The sequence below is a fragment of the Vibrio brasiliensis LMG 20546 genome (assembly GCF_000189255.1).
GTDB classification, from domain to species: Bacteria; Pseudomonadota; Gammaproteobacteria; order Enterobacterales; family Vibrionaceae; genus Vibrio; species Vibrio brasiliensis.
In genome coordinates, this window is record NZ_AEVS01000102.1 from 51,939 (window position 1) to 69,087 (window position 17,149).

Annotated in this window: 15 protein-coding genes; 7 read left to right on the top strand and 8 right to left on the bottom strand. The window is 47.3% G+C overall.

Translation table 11 applies throughout. The features are described 5' to 3' along the window. Position 1 precedes the first annotated feature (1 nt). The 3 genes from RH46_RS19335 (at position 2) to RH46_RS19345 (ending at position 4,812) form a co-directional block, all read left to right on the top strand. Positions 2-1,090: an efflux RND transporter periplasmic adaptor subunit gene (locus RH46_RS19335; protein ID WP_006881217.1), complete on the top strand. Its 1,089-nt coding sequence runs from the start codon at positions 2-4 to the stop codon at positions 1,088-1,090. Further along, entirely contained in the window at positions 1,083-4,184 is a 3,102-nt protein-coding gene (locus tag RH46_RS19340) for an efflux RND transporter permease subunit (RefSeq protein ID WP_006881218.1), read from the top strand. Before RH46_RS19335 ends, RH46_RS19340 begins: the two co-directional genes overlap by 8 nt. A 64-nt stretch (positions 4,185-4,248) precedes the next feature. Next, complete coding sequence (locus RH46_RS19345) at positions 4,249-4,812, top strand: DNA-3-methyladenine glycosylase I (RefSeq protein WP_006881219.1); 564 nt, start codon at positions 4,249-4,251, stop codon at positions 4,810-4,812. Positions 4,813-4,851: 39 nt separating this feature from the next. Here the strand turns inward: RH46_RS19345 and RH46_RS19350 are convergent, their stop codons facing one another. From RH46_RS19350 to cls, 4 genes are all read right to left on the bottom strand, one after another. After that, positions 4,852-5,706, bottom strand: coding sequence for a lipase secretion chaperone (locus RH46_RS19350; protein ID WP_006881220.1), 855 nt, complete (start codon positions 5,704-5,706; stop codon positions 4,852-4,854). A 10-nt stretch (positions 5,707-5,716) separates the two neighbouring features. Beyond that, positions 5,717-6,652, bottom strand: coding sequence for an esterase/lipase family protein (locus RH46_RS19355; protein WP_006881221.1), 936 nt, complete (start codon positions 6,650-6,652; stop codon positions 5,717-5,719). A 233-nt stretch (positions 6,653-6,885) separates the two neighbouring features. Then, positions 6,886-8,091 carry a cystathionine beta-lyase gene (locus RH46_RS19360; protein ID WP_006881222.1) on the bottom strand — a complete coding sequence of 402 codons (1,206 nt, stop codon included), beginning with the start codon at positions 8,089-8,091 and terminating at the stop codon, positions 6,886-6,888. Positions 8,092-8,159: 68 nt separating this feature from the next. Continuing rightward, positions 8,160-9,614, bottom strand: coding sequence for a cardiolipin synthase (gene cls / locus RH46_RS19365; protein ID WP_006881223.1), 1,455 nt, complete (start codon positions 9,612-9,614; stop codon positions 8,160-8,162). A 366-nt stretch (positions 9,615-9,980) separates the two neighbouring features. Between cls and RH46_RS19370 the strand changes: the two genes are divergently transcribed. The 4 genes from RH46_RS19370 (at position 9,981) to RH46_RS22285 (ending at position 13,451) form a co-directional block, all read left to right on the top strand. Next, positions 9,981-11,411, top strand: a complete 1,431-nt coding sequence (locus RH46_RS19370) for a sodium-dependent transporter (protein ID WP_040896274.1) — start codon at positions 9,981-9,983, stop codon at positions 11,409-11,411. Between the two features lie 150 nt (positions 11,412-11,561). Further along, positions 11,562-12,257, top strand: coding sequence for a TIGR01621 family pseudouridine synthase (locus RH46_RS19375; RefSeq protein WP_006881225.1), 696 nt, complete (start codon positions 11,562-11,564; stop codon positions 12,255-12,257). Between the two features lie 11 nt (positions 12,258-12,268). Then, entirely contained in the window at positions 12,269-13,201 is a 933-nt protein-coding gene (locus RH46_RS19380; protein WP_006881226.1) for a class I SAM-dependent methyltransferase, read from the top strand. Positions 13,202-13,301: 100 nt separating this feature from the next. After that, entirely contained in the window at positions 13,302-13,451 is a 150-nt protein-coding gene (locus tag RH46_RS22285; RefSeq protein WP_006881227.1) for a hypothetical protein, read from the top strand. Here RH46_RS22285 and RH46_RS19385 read toward each other — a convergent pair. The 4 genes from RH46_RS19385 to RH46_RS19400 form a co-directional block, all read right to left on the bottom strand. Then, positions 13,438-14,064: a CDP-alcohol phosphatidyltransferase family protein gene (locus RH46_RS19385; protein ID WP_006881228.1), complete on the bottom strand. Its 627-nt coding sequence runs from the start codon at positions 14,062-14,064 to the stop codon at positions 13,438-13,440. The two genes, RH46_RS22285 and RH46_RS19385, sit on opposite strands and share 14 nt — an antisense overlap. Continuing rightward, positions 14,057-14,704, bottom strand: coding sequence for an ATP-binding cassette domain-containing protein (locus RH46_RS19390; protein WP_006881229.1), 648 nt, complete (start codon positions 14,702-14,704; stop codon positions 14,057-14,059). The genes RH46_RS19385 and RH46_RS19390 overlap by 8 nt, the downstream gene beginning before the upstream one ends. After that, the gene (locus tag RH46_RS19395) at positions 14,670-16,379 is read right to left on the bottom strand and encodes an ABC transporter permease (RefSeq protein WP_006881230.1); all 1,710 of its coding nucleotides are present in this window, start codon (positions 16,377-16,379) and stop codon (positions 14,670-14,672) included. Before RH46_RS19395 ends, RH46_RS19390 begins: the two co-directional genes overlap by 35 nt. A gap of 10 nt (positions 16,380-16,389) precedes the next feature. Then, positions 16,390-17,149 (bottom strand): ABC transporter substrate-binding protein (locus RH46_RS19400; RefSeq protein WP_006881231.1); only part of this gene is annotated, 760 nt, incomplete at its 5' end.

Below are 17,149 nucleotides of genomic sequence, written 5' to 3' on the forward strand. Positions count from 1 at the left end.
GATGAAACAGTGGTTAAGTCTTGGTGCCCTTACATCGGTAGCCATGTTGGCTGGCTGTGGTGGAGAGCCACAATATGTCGATTTTGGTACACCTAAAGTGAAGGTGGTCGATCTTTCCAGTCAGACAGTGACTGAAGACAGGCTCTATTTCCCTGCGGTAGCAAATGCTGCAGAACGGTCACACCTAAGCTTCCGTGTTGCTGGTGAAATAAGTCGTATCTATGTCAAAGAGGGTGACCAGTTGAAGAAGGGCGATCTGATTGCTGAATTAGACCCAACTGATTATCAACTTGATGTCGATAATGCCTCGGCGCGTTTTAGTGTAGTCGACAGCCAGTACAAGCGTTCTAAACCTCTGGTTGATAAAGGCCTGTTGGCTAAATCTCAGTTTGATGAGATTGCAGCAAACCGACAGATTGCCTACGCAGAGTTGGAGTTGGCTAAGCTACGTTTGTCATTCACAAAACTCCTTGCCCCGGTTGATGGCATCATTTCCCGAGTCAGTGCCGACCAGTTTGAAAACATTCAGGTTGGGCAGCAAATCGTCAATATTCATAGTGTTGAGAACGTCGAAGTTCTGATTCAGCTTCCTGACCGTTTGTACGTAAACCAGCCTAAACAGGGAGTTCTTTCTCAGATCCAAGCGCTGGTTAAAGTACCAAGCGGCAATGAATACACCGCGCAGATTAAAGAGTTCACCACCGAGCCGGACCCTGCGACTGGCACCTTTACCGTTACGCTTTCTCTGCCTATGCCTGAACAAGAGTACATTTTGGATGGCATGGCTGTAGAGGTCACTTCAAAAGGAGAGGACATTGGTCTGGAACTCAATCAAGGGGTTCAGGTGCCTATCGAAGCGATATTCAATGCTGACGGTGATTCTCTGGACAAAGAGAGCAAATTTGTCTGGCGCTTAAACCCTGATAGCACGGTAACTAAGCAGCAAGTACGAGTAGGTAAGGCGACCAGAGATTCAGTGCAGATCTTAGATGGTCTGAGTCTGGATGATACGGTCGTTACAGCGGGTGTTTCCAGATTAAGAGAAGGAATGCAGGTGCAAGTGATTAAACAGGAGGCAGGTGATGAGTGAAGTAAACAATAACGTGCCTCAGGACGATGACAAGATTACTGGTGTCGCTGCCTACTTTATTCGCAACCGTGTGATCAGTTGGATGATCTCGCTGATATTCCTTATTGGCGGCGTTGCAGCATTTTTCGGCTTAGGACGCTTAGAAGATCCAGCCTTCACAATCAAAGATGCAATGGTGGTCACCTCTTACCCGGGAGCCACACCACAACAGGTGGAAGAAGAAGTAACGTATCCACTTGAGAAAGCGATTCAACAGCTGACTTATGTCGATGAGGTCAACTCGATTTCGAGCCGAGGTTTATCGCAAATTACCGTGACCATGAAAAATAACTATGGTCCCGACGATTTGCCGCAGATATGGGATGAGCTGCGACGTAAGGTTAATGACCTCAAGGGGCAATTACCGCCAGGGGTCAATGAGCCTCAAGTGATTGACGACTTTGGCGACGTTTACGGTATTTTGCTTGCCGTAACGGGTGATGGCTACAGCTATAAAGAGCTGCTCGATTACGTCGATTACCTCAGACGAGAGTTAGAACTGATCGATGGGGTGAGTAAGATTTCCGTATCAGGGCAACAGCAAGAGCAAGTCTTCATTGAGATTTCGATGAAGCGGATGAGTAGTCTCGGTCTGTCACCTACCACGGTATTCAACCTGCTGTCGACGCAAAACGTCGTCTCTGATGCAGGGGCGATTCGGATTGGTGATGAGTATATTCGTATCCACCCGACAGGTGAGTTCCAGAATGTCGATCAGCTAGGTGATTTGATTCTGACTGAAAGCGGTGCGCAAGGCCTTATTTACCTAAAAGACGTGGCTGAAATCACACGCGGCTATGTCGAAGTACCGAGTAATATCATTACCTTCAACGGTGATCTGGCGCTAAACCTTGGTGTCTCTTTTGCCCAGGGGGTCAACGTTGTTGAAGTCGGTAAGCGCTTTGACCGTCGATTGGCTGAGCTCAAGTATCAACAACCAGTGGGCGTTAATATCTCTGAGATATACAGCCAGCCAAAAGAAGTAGATAAATCGGTAAGTGGCTTTGTAGTCAGCCTTGGTCAGGCAGTGGCGATTGTTATCATCGTTCTGCTGTTCTTTATGGGGCTGCGTTCAGGTCTGCTTATTGGCTTAATTCTATTACTGACGGTCTTGGGTACTTTCATCTTTATGAAGTACTTTGCCATCGACCTGCAGCGAATCTCGCTCGGTGCACTGGTTATCGCCTTAGGTATGCTGGTGGATAACGCCATAGTGGTGGTCGAAGGGATATTAATCGGTACCCAGAAAGGGCGAACGAGAATGCAGGCCGCGACCGACATAGTGACCCAGACTAAGTGGCCGCTATTGGGTGCGACGGTCATCGCGGTTACCGCATTTGCGCCGATTGGTTTGTCTGAAGATGCGACGGGTGAATATTGTGGCACCTTGTTTACCGTTCTGCTTATCTCGCTCATGCTGAGTTGGTTTACCGCTATTTCTTTAACGCCATTCTTTGCCGATATCTTCTTCAAAGGTCAGAAGTTCAAACAGGATGGCGAAGAGAGTGACCCATACAATGGAATGATCTTCGTGATGTACAAGGGCTTCCTGGAGTTCTGTATGAAGCGAGCATGGTTGACCGTAATTGTATTGATCCTTGGTCTGGCTGCGAGTATTGCAGGCTTTACCCAAGTGAAGCAGTCATTCTTCCCGTCATCGACTACACCTATCTTCCAGGCCGATATCTGGTTACCGGAAGGAACGGATATTCGAGCGACTAACACCAAGCTTAAAGCGCTGGAGTCGTGGTTATCTGAACAGGATGGCGTTGAACATATCACGACAACGGCAGGTAAAGGCCTGCAACGCTTTATGCTGACTTATGCGCCGGAGAAGAGTTACGCGGGTTACGGTGAGATCACGACAAGGGTGACCAGTTACGAGGAGCTTGCCAGCTTAATGACTAACTTCAGGCAGCATCTCGAAGATAAGTTCCCTGAAATTAACTACAAGCTCAAGCAGATCGAATTAGGTCCGGGTGGTGGTGCCAAGATTGAAGCACGAGTTATTGGTTCTGATCCGACGATTCTGCGCGGTATTGCTAAACAGGTCGAAGACATCATGCATGCGGATCCGGGAGCGACGAACATTCGTCACGACTGGCGTGAGCGTACTAAAGTACTTGAACCTCAGTTCAACGAAAGTCAGGCTCGACGTTACGGCATCACCAAATCAGATGTCGATGAGTTCCTGTCAATGTCATTCTCGGGTAAGTCGATAGGTGTTTACCGTGACGGTACAACACTAATGCCGATCGTTGCTCGTTTACCGGAAGAAGAGCGAGTCGATATTCGTAATATCGAAGGGATGAAAATCTGGAGTCCTGCGTTGAGTGAGTACATCCCGCTCCAGCAAGTGACTATGGGCTACGACATTCGTTGGGAAGACCCAATCATTGTGCGTAAGAACCGTAAGCGTATGCTGACGGTAATGGCCGATCCGGACATCCTGGGTGAAGAGACGGCAGCGACTCTGCAGAAACGCTTAATGCCGCAAATAGAAGCCATTCAACTGCCACCGGGTTATTCGTTAGAGTGGGGCGGTGAATATGAATCTTCTGGTGAAGCGCAGGCCTCTCTGTTTACTACCATGCCGATGGGCTACCTGTTTATGTTCCTGGTGACCGTGTTCCTGTTTAACTCGGTTAAAGAGCCATTGATCGTATGGTTAACGGTGCCATTGGCGATTATCGGTGTAACTACAGGTCTGCTGGCACTCAATACGCCATTTGGCTTTATGGCCCTGCTTGGTTTCCTTAGCTTATCAGGTATGCTGCTCAAAAATGGTATCGTTCTGCTTGACCAGATTGAGATTGAGATGCACTCAGGTAAAGACCCTTATGTAGCGGTCGTTGATGCGGCGTTGAGTCGTGTACGTCCGGTATGTATGGCGGCAATCACAACCATTCTCGGTATGATTCCGCTGTTACCTGACATCTTCTTTAAGCCGATGGCGGTGACCATTATGTTTGGTTTAGGATTTGCAACGGTACTGACACTTATTGTCGTACCAGTGTTGTATCGTCTATTCCACAAAGTTAAAGTGCCAAACTAACAGCAACAATGGATTAAGCGCCCCTGACTCTGTTGGGGGCGTTTGTTTTTAAAGGAGAAGACGAATGAGCAAGGATTCAACCTGCGCATGGGCAATGAACCATGAACTGGAACGCGAGTATCATGATGCAGAGTGGGGCGTACCCGTTTATGACGATACGGTATTGTTTGAGTTCATCACTCTGGAAGGGGCGCAAGCGGGTCTTAGCTGGATCACGATTCTCAAAAAACGCGAGGGTTATCGTGCTGCATTTGAAGGCTATGATTTAGCAAAACTTGCTAAGTATGACGAGTCCGAAGCAGAGCGCATAATAGAGAATTTCGATGTTGTTAAGCATCGCGGTAAGATTAACTCAGTGTTTAGTAATGCTCGTGCGGCGATAGCGCTTCAGGAAGAGTATGGCAGTCTGTCTGATGCTCTGTGGCAGTTCGTCGATGGTAAACCTGTCATCAATCAGTGGACAGAAATGAGCGATGTACCAGCCGCGACAGAACAGTCTAAAGCAATGAGTAAGTTTCTCAAAAAGAAAGGCTTCAAATTCGTCGGAGAGACAATTTGCTATGCATTTATGCAGGCAGTAGGAATGGTCGATGACCACCTTATAAATTGCCCGAAGAAAACCGCCTAACCGTCATTGGCAGCCGATCTTATGCTGCCAATACAATAATTATCGACCCTGGTCGTGAATTCTCTCCAGAGCTTCAACACGCCTTAGCTGAGTAGCATCGAAGCTCTGTTCTCTAAGTTGAGCAATTTGCTCAAGCTTGTCCTGTTCAGCCAGAGCGCCAGAATTAAGTAGCTCGTCTCGATGCAGAAGATAAGAATCCAGAGCTGTCTGAAAAGAGGCTCGCTGTTGATCGAGTGTTTCGAGTCGCTCAGCGCCGGCTTCACCGACCAGTTCGACTCTGGCGATATATCTCTGTTGGTCGTCGAGCGTTGATAGCGAGTTGAGATTGCTCACTAGCTGATTGTTTCTTTCTGCCTGCTGAACGTATTCAGGCATATCAATAAGTTGATCCGCGAGTTGGGCTTGCTTCTGCTCGCCAGCTAAATCATTTTGCGCAATCTTTATTTTCTCTATCGCCAGTTGACGCAAGTGGTTCTCCTCACCAAATAGCTGTTCGATTTGCTGTTGGGAGAAGTACTCAAGCTGCAGTTGCAGGATTTGTAAGTGGAGCTGCTCTAAGTCCACAGCGGTCAGTTGAGTGGTTTGCAGTGATTCAAGCCCTGCCAGCGCCTGCTTGTATTGCAGATAAAGCGCAAACAGCTCTTCCTCGCTGTTTAGCTCGCTGTCACTTAAGGCACGCTGACTGACCCTTTGTTTAATCTGATCAAGATTCTGCTCACCCAGACTACTTAACGAAAAATCGAAAAAGTGCCTGGTGGTTGTCTGATCGATCTCTACATCTGCTTGAGATGGTGCAACTGACGCGTTGGCAGCGGGGGAATCGGAATAATAAAAGACCGCTCCTAGCCCAACAGAAGTCACAAGAGAAACGGTAATTAGAGCGGTCATTTTCATTAGGTTATCCTTATAGCCCTTGCTGTTTGAGACGATTAGCGTGTTGGCGATAGAGGGTGACAGGATCGGTTTCAAACAGATGATGGAGACCTAACATCCCGTTAATCTCGTCGAGGTGATTCATCCTGTAGTCATCACGAATTACTTTGCCTAAATGAGTGCTGCATGTCCCGACTAAGCCATCGTTTGGTTCATCGAATGCCCAACCGAGTACTACCATCGCACCATCAGTGGGGTCTAGAAGGTTGGTAAAATTGGAAGCCCCGGTCCAAGAGTAGTAATAGACGCCATTGCTAGCGAGAAGGTCACCCTCACCACATTCACTGTTTGGAATACCGTAAGGGTGGTGTTGGTTGAAAGCCAGCGAGCCTTCGGTAGTCAGAGCCTCTAACGACGCCAGAGGGTCTTGATCGAGATCTGTGCCGCCAGAAAGTAGGTTAATCAGTGTCGTTAGTCCGCCAGCAAGTTTGACGGCTAACCCTTCTAAACCTGAACCTTCTGCTACATTGCCTCTGACCAAATCAGCGACCTTAGAACCTTTGTTTACACCACCAATGCTAGTGACCGATGCGACAAGGTCAGGACGGACGGAAGCAACATACCGAGCGGTAGGTCCACCATGGCTGTGGCCAATCAAATTGACCTTAGTCGCACCAGTTGCAGCGAGTAAGGTCTCAACTTGATTTAGTAGTTGTTCTCCTCTCACCTCGGTACTGTTTGATGCAGATACCTGTGCTACGTAAACAGTGGCTCCATCACGAGTTAAAGCGTGAGGTATGCCATAGAAATAGTCGACTCCGGCAAGGGTATCAAAGCCAAATAGCCCGTGAACCAGCACAATAGGGTACTGGGTCTGAGTGTAGCCGCTTGCATGAGCAAGATTGGTTAATATCGGTTGCCCAATTGCCAGAGCGCAGGTAAGGACAAGTGTATAGATGTGTTTCAAAGTTAACTCCTTCTGGTATGACCTCTGATGAGATATTTAAACGTAGAAGAAAAACTGACTGATACAAATCTGACGGGTTAATGAAATGTTAAAGTGTGATGTTGTGGGAGAAAACAACAGTTTTGTTTAGCGAGTAGTTGGAAAGGCTGATTTTGAGTTATTTGTTATTAAAATCAAGGTATTAAAAAGCCTCGCGAACGAGGCTTGGTTGAATTTTGCTGAGCTATAAGCTGTTATGCCGTTGCTTCTTTTTCCGCAATCAGTGCGTTGTAGCGGGCAAAGCCCTGTTCGAGATCGGCGATCAAGTCATCAACGTTCTCCAGACCGATGTGAAGGCGGATCAGAGTCCCTTCAAAGTTAGGGTTAGCTACGGTTCGTAAGCTGTTAAAGCTTTTTGGTTCATTCGCCAGAATCAGACTTTCGAAACCACCCCAGGAGTAACCCATACTAAAGTGCTTCATACCATCAAGCAGCGCTGTTGTCGCGCGAGGGTAGCTGGTGTTGAGAACAAACGAAAACAGTCCATTACCACCGGTGAAATCACGCTCAAAGAACTCATGTCCAGGACAGGTTTCTAGTGCCGGGTGACGAACATGATCCACTTCAGGTCGTGTTTGCAGCCATTGTGCGACTTTCAAACTGTTTTCTGCATGCTGACGTAGACGAACATCTAAGGTACGAATGCCGCGCAGGCCAAGATACGCGTCATCAGGAGAAACACACTGTCCCATCAGATAGCTCTGCTCTCGAAGCTGATCCCAATGCTGTTCGGTTGCAATTGCAGTGCCCAGCATAACGTCTGAGTGGCCGACAATGTATTTAGTCGCCGCCTGAATGGAGATATCAACACCATGATCAAATGGAGAGAAGTTTACCCCTGCCGCCCAGGTGTTATCGAGCATCACAATCATCTCGTTCTCGTGAGCGATTTTCGCCAGAGTAGGGACGTCCTGAACTTCCATGGTGATAGAACCCGGAGACTCTAAAAATAACACCTTGGTGTTAGGTTTAATCAGACTACGGATGTCTTCGCCGATGGTGGGATCGTAGTAAGTCGTCTCTACGCCCATCTTTTTAAGAATTTTTTCGCAGAAGTCACGGGTTGGTTCATAACAAGTATCAACCATCAGAATGTGGTCGCCAGTCTCGACAAACGCCAGAATGGCGTTAGAGATTGCGGCTGTCCCACAAGGGTAAAGTGCACAACCAGCGCCACCTTCAATCTCAGTCATTGCATCTTGAAAAGCAAAGTGGGTATGGGTGCCACGGCGACCATAGAAGAGAGTTTTATTGGCTCTGTTTACTGTCGCATGATGTTTTTCAGCAACGGTGTCAAAGACCACAGTAGAAGCGCGTTGAACCGGTGGGTTTACTACACCGTTGGTCCACTTTTTATCACGCCCTGCTGTAACGTACTTGGTCTGTTTGCTTTCTGACATTGGAAGTCCTTATCTAATAACGCATTGCCTTATTTAAACCATGGCAAGGCATCAATATCAAGAGGCGATCAGAGAAGAGGGTTAAACAGATAGAAAACACGTTCCAAAAAGCGTGAATATAGCTTGCGCTTTTTCCACTGTTCGCTGTCAACCTTATGGGACTCATCGATGTAGCTCTGCTGGAGCCAAAGCATCTCTTTAGTGAATGCTTCATCATCGATTGCCAGAGTAAGTTCAAAGTTAAGCCACAGGCTGCGCATGTCCATGTTGACTGTACCAACCAGACAGAACTGCTCATCAATAACAACCGACTTGGTGTGCAGTAAGCCGCCATAAAATTCATAAATCTCTACGCCGGCACTTAGAAGTTCACTGTAGAAAGCGCGTGACGCCCACTGAACCATCAAAGAGTCGTTCTTATGCGGAATGATCAACTCTACCTTAATACCACGCTGAGCGGTCATCTTAAGGGTTTCAAGCAGATCTGAACTTGGCACAAAGTAAGGAGTGGTAATTCTCACTGACTGATTGGCTTGGTTGATGGCCAGAGTTAACACCTGAGAAATTAAGTGTTCTGGCATACCAGGTCCGGATGGCACCACTTGAACTGGATGCTGAGGTTCGTTTGGATCGATACGACATTCAGGTAGTTGAGGGAAACTGCGTGACCCCGTCTCTACTTCCCAGTCCCAGCAATGAATCGCAGAAAGCACGTTAACCGTTGGTCCGGTGATACGAACCATAATATCTATCCACTGACCGACCCCCGAGTCCTGTTTGAAGTAGGCAGGGTCGACCATGTTCATCGAACCGGTATAGGCGATCTTCTCATCAATAACGATGATTTTGCGGTGCTGCCTTAAATCGAGTCGACGTAAGAATATACGCCACGGACTGACTTCGAGGGCTTGAACGACTTCAATACCCGCATTGCGCATCATCTTGACCCATTGGCTACGGAAGAATCGTGGGCTGCCAGCAGAGTCGAGAAGCAAACGAACGGTAACACCGCGTTTGGCTGCTCTAATTAATGCTGAAGCAACCGAGTCCGCCAGACCACCAGGGTGCCAAATATAAAATACCATCCGAATACTTGATTGAGCGTTCTCTATATCTTCAATCACAGAATGGAGTATTTGATCGGGTGAACTTTGTAACGACAAAGAGTTACCTGAAAGAGCCGGCAGACCCAGACGGTTGTTGCACAGTTCATCGATACGGTAGATATGTCGCCCAAAGCTTTCTGGCGAATGAGCGTGACAATCGTTGAGGTTAGCAAACCAATCGGCAAAAGGAGAGAGCATCTCTTTCGCACGTTCAGCACGTTTACGGCCTAAATTGAGTTCACCAAACAGGAAATAGCAGGCGACACCGACGATTGGAATGATATAGATGATCATTAACCAGGCGAGAGAAACACTGACGGCGCGACGCTTAAGTACGACGCGTATGGTTACACCAGCAACCAAAATCCAATAGAAGACGATGCCAGCGAGTGTCAGGAAGTGATAAAACTTTTCCATTCAAATACCTAGATGAAACAGAGCACTCCAATATTAGAACTCACTACGAGCTACGACAAGTCACAAATTCGCGAAGGACGAAACTATATTGGTCGAACGGCAAAAAGCACAAATATGTTATGTGAATGTAAAATCTGGTGATAGGAGGGTGTTAAAGGCTAAAAAAGCAGCATTTAAACACAATGTTTACATTTTTGGTGGAAAAATATACTGATTGGGCTTCCAATTTTAATCTTAAACTGCTTTACTTGCTACAACGTTAGCGTCACTGATAATTTTATTAAGTGTAAATATAACTATACACCCACTTTTATAGACGCCTAACAGAAGCAAACACAACTTAAAAAACGATTTAATGGAGTAACCGTGGCTACAAGTACAAGTGCACAGCCCCGTGATACATGGGGGTCTAAACTAGGCTTCGTCATGGCCGCAGCAGGTTCTGCTGTTGGTTTAGGCAACATATGGAAATTTCCTTACACAGCAGGTGAGAGTGGCGGCGGTGCGTTCGTTGCAATCTACCTAATTTTTGTAATCTTCGTCGGCTTTAGCGTAATGCTTACAGAATTCGCTATTGGCCGTAAGACAGGTCTATCTGCAGTAGGTGCGTTCAAGTCGACAGACCGTCGTTGGACCTTTACTGGCGTACTAGGGGTTCTAAGTGGCCTACTTATCATGGGTTTCTACCCTGTAGTAGGTGGTTGGGCTCTGGCATACATCTTCAAAGTGGGCGGTGGTCTGCTAAGCACTCCTGAAGCAATCGGTGATAGCTTCGGTGGCTTTATCTCTGACCCAGTTCAGCCTCTGATGTGGATGGGTATCTACCTAGCGTTCAACATCATTATCGTAATGAAAGGTATTTCAGGCGGTATCGAGAAGGCTGGTAAGATTCTTATGCCACTTCTATTCCTTATCCTGATCGTTGTATCAGTGAAAGGTCTGATGCTACCAGGTGCTATGGCGGGTCTAGAATTCCTGTTCATGCCAGATTTCTCTAAAGTAGACAGTAATGTTGTTCTAGCTGCGCTAGGTCAGGCATTCTTCTCACTAAGTCTGGGTATGGGTTGTATGATGACATACGGTTCTTACCTGAAACGAAAAGAGAACCTGGTTCAGACTACTGGTATGGTAACAGCGATGGATACGGGTGTTGCGATCCTAGCTGGTGTAGCAATGTTCCCTGCAATGTTCGCATTCGGTATGGAACCAGCTGCTGGTCCAGGTCTGGTATTCGTAGTTGTTCCTCAGCTATTTGCTGAAATGGGTGGCGTTATCGGTCTGCTATTCGCACTAATGTTCTTCATCGGTCTGACGGTAGCTGCACTGACATCTTCTGTATCTCTACTAGAAGTTGTTGTGTCTTACCTAATCGATGAGAAAGGCATGAAACGTTCAACAGCAGTACTTAGCGCGAGCTCAGTGATGGCAGCACTATGTGTGTTTGCATCACTATCTCTAGGCGGCGTTGGTCCAACACTGTTTGGTACTGGTGTATTCGATATCTTCGACCTACTAACTGACAAGATCTTCCTAGCGGTTGGCGGTATGTTGGTATGTATCTTTGCTGGCTGGCGTCTATCTCGTGCTGACCTTGAGAAAGAAATCACTAACGACGGCGAAGTATCATTCCCACTATTTGGTCTATGGTACAACCTGGTTAAGTATGTAATCCCAGTTGCTATCGCAGTTGTTGCCTTCATGGGTATCAAGTCTGGCTTTGATAGTGGTAAAGGTGAAATCATGCTACTTGGTATTGGTATCATCGTAGTGACAGGCATCTTCTCGAAGAAGCTATAAACAGTCGCAAACTACCTTAAGAAAAAACCTCCTGCACAGGAGGTTTTTTTATATCTGAACATCAGAGTCGGGCTGGTGGTTAAGCGCCTGTTAGACTGGTTTTCGTGATAAGAATGGGTATACTCATGCGTCCAACGCGGAGTCCGTTAAATGTTTGATATTTTATTTACCCATCCAGACTTTATCGTCATCAATAAACATCCCAATGTGTCAGTGCACAAGGATGATGGCGATACTATGCTGCTTGAGGAAGTGGCTAAACAGACTGGTGATAACAAGCTCTATTTGATTCACCGTCTAGACAAAATGACTTCGGGTATCTTGCTCTTAGGACGCAGCAGTAGTGCGGCGAGTGAGCTTAGCAGACAGTTTGCAGAGCGCAGTGTTGAAAAATTCTATCTGGCTATTGGCTGTAATAAACCTAAAAAGAAACAGGGACTGATCAGCGGCGATATGCAGCGCTCTCGTCGCTCAGCCTGGAAACTGGTTAACTCGAACACCAACCCTGCAGTTACCCAGTTCTTCTCACTAGCGGCTATGCCCGGTGAGAGACTGTTTCTATGTAAGCCGCATACAGGTAAAACACACCAAATCCGCGTCGCACTTAAATCTCTGGGATCTGCCATTGCGGGGGATCCGATTTACAACGCCAGTCACCATGCTGATCGCGGCTATCTGCATGCATTTGCTTTGCGATTTGAGTTTCAGCAGCAAGCTTATCAGTTTGTCTGCGATCCACGTAACAGCGCCGTGTTAGGCGAAAAATGGAATGAACAAATGACCAGCCAAGGAATAGAATCTTGGCTTACACCATGGGAGTTATCATGGCCGAAGATAAACAAGTAGTACCAATTGCGATGCAGGCAGAACACCTGCCGAGTTTCTTTACTCAATTGACTGAACAACTAGCAATGGCGCCGAATGAAGTAAGACGCCTGTTCCATGGCCGTGGACGTCGTTTCGAAGGTTTAGAGCAGCTGACGTGTGACTGGATTCAAGGCCAGTTAATTGTCAGCATTTTTAAAACGGTCGATGACGAGTTTGTCGCTGCTTTAAAGCAGGGATTATTGGCTGTCGCAGACTCTGAACTATGGCGTGAAAAGAATGGTCAGGCGATCGTTATTCAGCACCGCTATGCTGAAGGTTCGCCATCAGAAGTATTACTGGGTGAACTTGATAGTCGACCTGTGGTGCTAGAGTCACAATTGAAGTACCAGCTTGATATCGGTCGTAACCAGAACTCAGGCCTGTTTTTAGACATGCGCTACGGACGTGATTGGGTTAAGGCTAACGCTAAGCACAAAAATGTTTTGAACCTGTTCGCTTATACCTGTGGTTTTTCTGTTGCTGCCATTGAAGGTGGCGCAGATCAGGTAGTCAACGTTGATATGTCGAAAGGTTCGCTGTCAAAAGGCAGAGAGAACCATAAGCTCAATGGTCATAACATCAATCAGGTTAAGTTCTTAGGCTACGACATCTTCCGCTCTTGGGGCAAAATCAAGAAAATGGGTCGCTATGATTTGATCATTATCGATCCACCTTCATTCCAGAAAGGCAGCTTTGCACTTACAAAGGATTACAAACGAATCCTGAGAAAGTTGCCTGAATTGTTGGCTGAAGGTGGTGAAGTATTGGCATGTGTTAACTCTCCACAAGTGACCTGCGACTTCCTGATTGACGGAATGAAAGAGGAAGCACCGACATTGCGCTTCGTTGAGCGCCTCGACAACCCTCCTGAGTTCGCTGATGTCGATAGTGAAGCGGCATTGAAGGTATTAAGATTCAAATAAAAAAACGCCCGGTTGGGCGTTTTTCTTATCATCGGCCTTGACCTGAAGTTAACTTGAGCTTTTATCCTGACTAACAAGTTGAACGTCAGGAGGACAAGCCATGTACCATACCTATATCAAAGAGCTAAGCGTCAAAAGCTTTCAGCAACCACCTCTAAAAACGCCAATCAATCGCACAGGTAAACGTTGGGATCTAACCAGTTTTTCTGTCGGCATGATCAGCGCCTTTGCACTGGTTATTCTGTTTTAATATCACTCTGCTTTAAGGTGTGAAAGCCTGAATAGATGCGGGTAAAGGTAGTAAACCAGCATGCGGCTCCAAAAATGTAAGCGATGGTAGCAAAGTGGTTCGGCAACAGGCAAAACAGCACGAAACAGGCGATGGTCTCTGTTCCTTCAGTCAGACCACTCATGTAATAGAGCGACTTGTGCTGGTAGACAGGGTTCTCGATACCTCTTTTCCCGGCCATCACTGCGAAGGCAAGAAAACTACTGCCAGTGCCAATAAATGAAAAAATCAGAAAGGCACCGGCCACGGCATTCTGCTCAGGATTTGCCATCACAAAACCAAAAGGGATCAGTGAATAGAACAGAAAGTCGAGGCTGATATCGAGAAAACCACCAGCATCAGAGATACCCTGAATACGGGCCAGTGCACCGTCTAAGCCATCACAGATACGGTTAGCAATGATAAACCCAAGCGCAAGGGTGTACTGTTCTAACAGCAGTGCAGGAAAGGCACAGCAACCGAGCGCAAAGCCAAACAGGGTGGTCTGGTTAGCCGTAACGCCAAATTTATCTGCCACTTTCGCAGTTTGTGCCAGCGGCCAGCGAATGATTTTTATACTCAGACTATCAAGCATGTGCTGCCTCCCACGGCCAGGTTAAGCAGCGGCTATGCTCGGGAATATCTGCTTCGTCGTGAGTAACCATGAGTGCCGGTATGTTTGCTTGCTTGAGCTGTTCTACCACCCATTGGCGAAACTGAACCCTTAACTCTTTATCAAGCTTACTGAATGGCTCATCTAACAAAGCCAGGTTGGGCTTGGCGAGCAGCATGCGAGTTAAGCTGATACGCGCTCGTTGGCCACCGGAAATCTGGTCAGGAAATGAGTTTGCCAGTTTAGTCAGCGAAATATTTTTCAGGGCCTGCATTGCTTGCTGTTTACGTTCTGCGCCTTTTATTTCATTAGGCAGAGCAAAGGCAAGGTTTTCCCATACTGTCAGGTGAGGAAACAGCAAGTCGTCCTGAAACAGGATGCCGACCTGGCGCTGATGTGAAGGGAGTGAGTCAATGGACTGCTGGTTTAGCGACACCGAGCCGCTATAGGTAAATTCACTACTGAGGTGTCCGGCTATAACATCAAGTAAGGTCGACTTACCGCAACCACTCGGACCCATTAGAGTGACGATTTCACCTTTCTCGATGCTGAGGTTAAGGGCATCAAATAAGGCTTCGCCACTATTTTTAAAGATGGCGAGGTTTTCGAGACAAAGGCTCATTTGGCAGTAATCCTTTAATAGACAACCTACGATACTTAACCTGCAATCGGCTAAGTACAATAGCAATTGAGAAGAATACCAGTGGCAGTATTGCTTGCCACAGTGCGTATATTGCCGTTACGCGACGGTCGAAGCCGCTCGACAAAGCAACCGCTTCAGTCGTTATGGTGCTAATTCTACCTGCGCCTAATACTAAGGTTGGCAGGTATTGGGCCAGGCTGACACTGATACCAATCGCCCAGGCAAACATCACAGCGGGCAGTAAGATGGGGAGTTTTACTTGCCACCATACCTGAACTGGGCTCTTACCCAGGCTGAGACCAACCCGAGTCAAACCGTTATCAAAACTTCGCCAAGGTCCGTCGAGAGACAGATAAACGTAAGGGAAGGCGAAGAATACATGTGCCCAGCAGACCCAGAATAGGTAGGCATTGCTGTTGATATAAAGGGTGACAACCTGGATACCAAACAGCACAGAGAGCTGTGGAATTAGCATAGGTATGGCTATCACGTAGCCAGGTACTTGCCAGCGATGACGCAGACGATACTCATGGGCAGCTAAAGCGAGTAAAAGGGCGATTGTCGCGCTGATCAAAGCAATCAATAAGCTTTGATTCAGAGTACTGAGGATACCGTCCCATTCATATTGCCAGAAGCGCAAGCTGTATTGGCTGGGCAATAGATCGGGGAAGCGCCAGCGTTGAGCGAAGCTCCAGACAATCAGCAGTGGAACCATGAGTAAACTTAACAGTAAAACGAGGCTGAATACGGATTTGCCCGGTAGGGCAAAACCAGAGCGACCTGAGTATTGCCAGTATCGAGACACCTTGGTGACGAACCATTCAACGAGACGGGCAAACCCTATCATTAAGCTTGCTAACAGAAACAACACCGTTGCTCCGGCAGCAGCACGGGGCAGCATGGCTAAATCTGGCTCATTAAACCATTGCCAAATCAGTACTGCAAAAGTAGGCGGGTTAGTTGGCCCTATGATTAATGCGACATCAACCACGGATAGGCTGTAGGCGATAACCGCCAGCATCGGGAAGCGCAATTTAGCGAACCATTGGGGAAAGATACATTTCCACCAGGTTTGCGCCCGAGTATAACCGAGAGACGTAGTCACTTTCTCAGTTTGCGATACCTTGAGTTGCTGCAAAATCGGGATACTCATCAGCAGCAGAAATGGCACTTCCTTAATGGCAAGCATCACAACCAGACCTAAGGCATAGGGATCTTTAATCAAAAACGCCAGATCGGCGACGGACTGTGCGTTGGGATCGTAGCCAAACAGATGGTAGAGCGAACGGGCGACCAGACCTGTCGGTGAAAAGAGAAAAGCAAAGCCGATAGCGAAGGCTACATGTGGCATCGCAAGTAACGGCGACAGAGTCAGTTCGACCTTACGCCAAAATGGGTGATGCCAGCTAGCGAGTAAAATAGCAAAGGTAGCAAAACAGGCTAAATAGCTACTAAATAGGGCTGAAAACAGCGTCAGGCCAATAGAGTGCCAAACTCCCTGCCAGGCAAAGACTGACTCAAAACCAGCAAGAGAGAAACTCTCTAGTCCAATTGGAGGAATATAACCAAACGCAGCGACTACCACTCCGGTAAGTCCCGGAATGGTAGGTAGGATGCAGATCAGAATGATAAAGAAATAGATCGCGTGTAACATCTAATCGCTTCTAGTTTCCGTAGCGCTTTAGCCATTCTTGTTCAATAGCGTTCTGCCAGCTTGGGTGTGGCTCAGCGATAGATTTAAATTGTTGAGTATTCTTAGCGGTACCTGTCAGATACTTACTGCTCAATACTGATGGGTCACCCCAAACGCTGGTATCACCCTTACGCGACTGAGCTTCTGGGCTAAGTAAGAAGTTAATCGCCACCTGAGCACCAGCACTTGCGTTGGCATTCCAAGGAATTGCTAAGAAGTGAATATTAGACAGTGCGCCATTATCCATAGCGTAAACCTGGGTAGAATCTGCCAGATTACCGTTCGCTTGCGCGGAATAAACGGCATTAGGGTTAAAAGTGATAGCGAGGTCTATCTGACCATCGTCAAGCAGCTGAATTGACTCTGTTGTGCCCGATGGGAACTGTTTACCGCCGCGCCAGGCTACTTTGTGGAACTCGTCGAGATATTGCCATAATGGCTGAGTTACCACAGCAAAGCTTTTTTCATCCACAGGCTGCATTAGCGACGCATCGTTGTTAGTCAGTTCAATCAGCAACGCTTTTAGGAAACTGGTTCCGTGAAATTCAGGTGGGCGAGGGTAGCTGAGACGATTCGGGAATGCTTTCGCGTAGCTCAGCATCTCACTAAAAGAGTTAGGAGGATTGTTGAGCTTTAACTTATCGTGGATAAATACTAGCTGACCAACACCCCAAGGCGCTTCAAGCCCATCTGTCGGTTCAGAGAAATCAACGTCAATAGGTAAGGTTTTA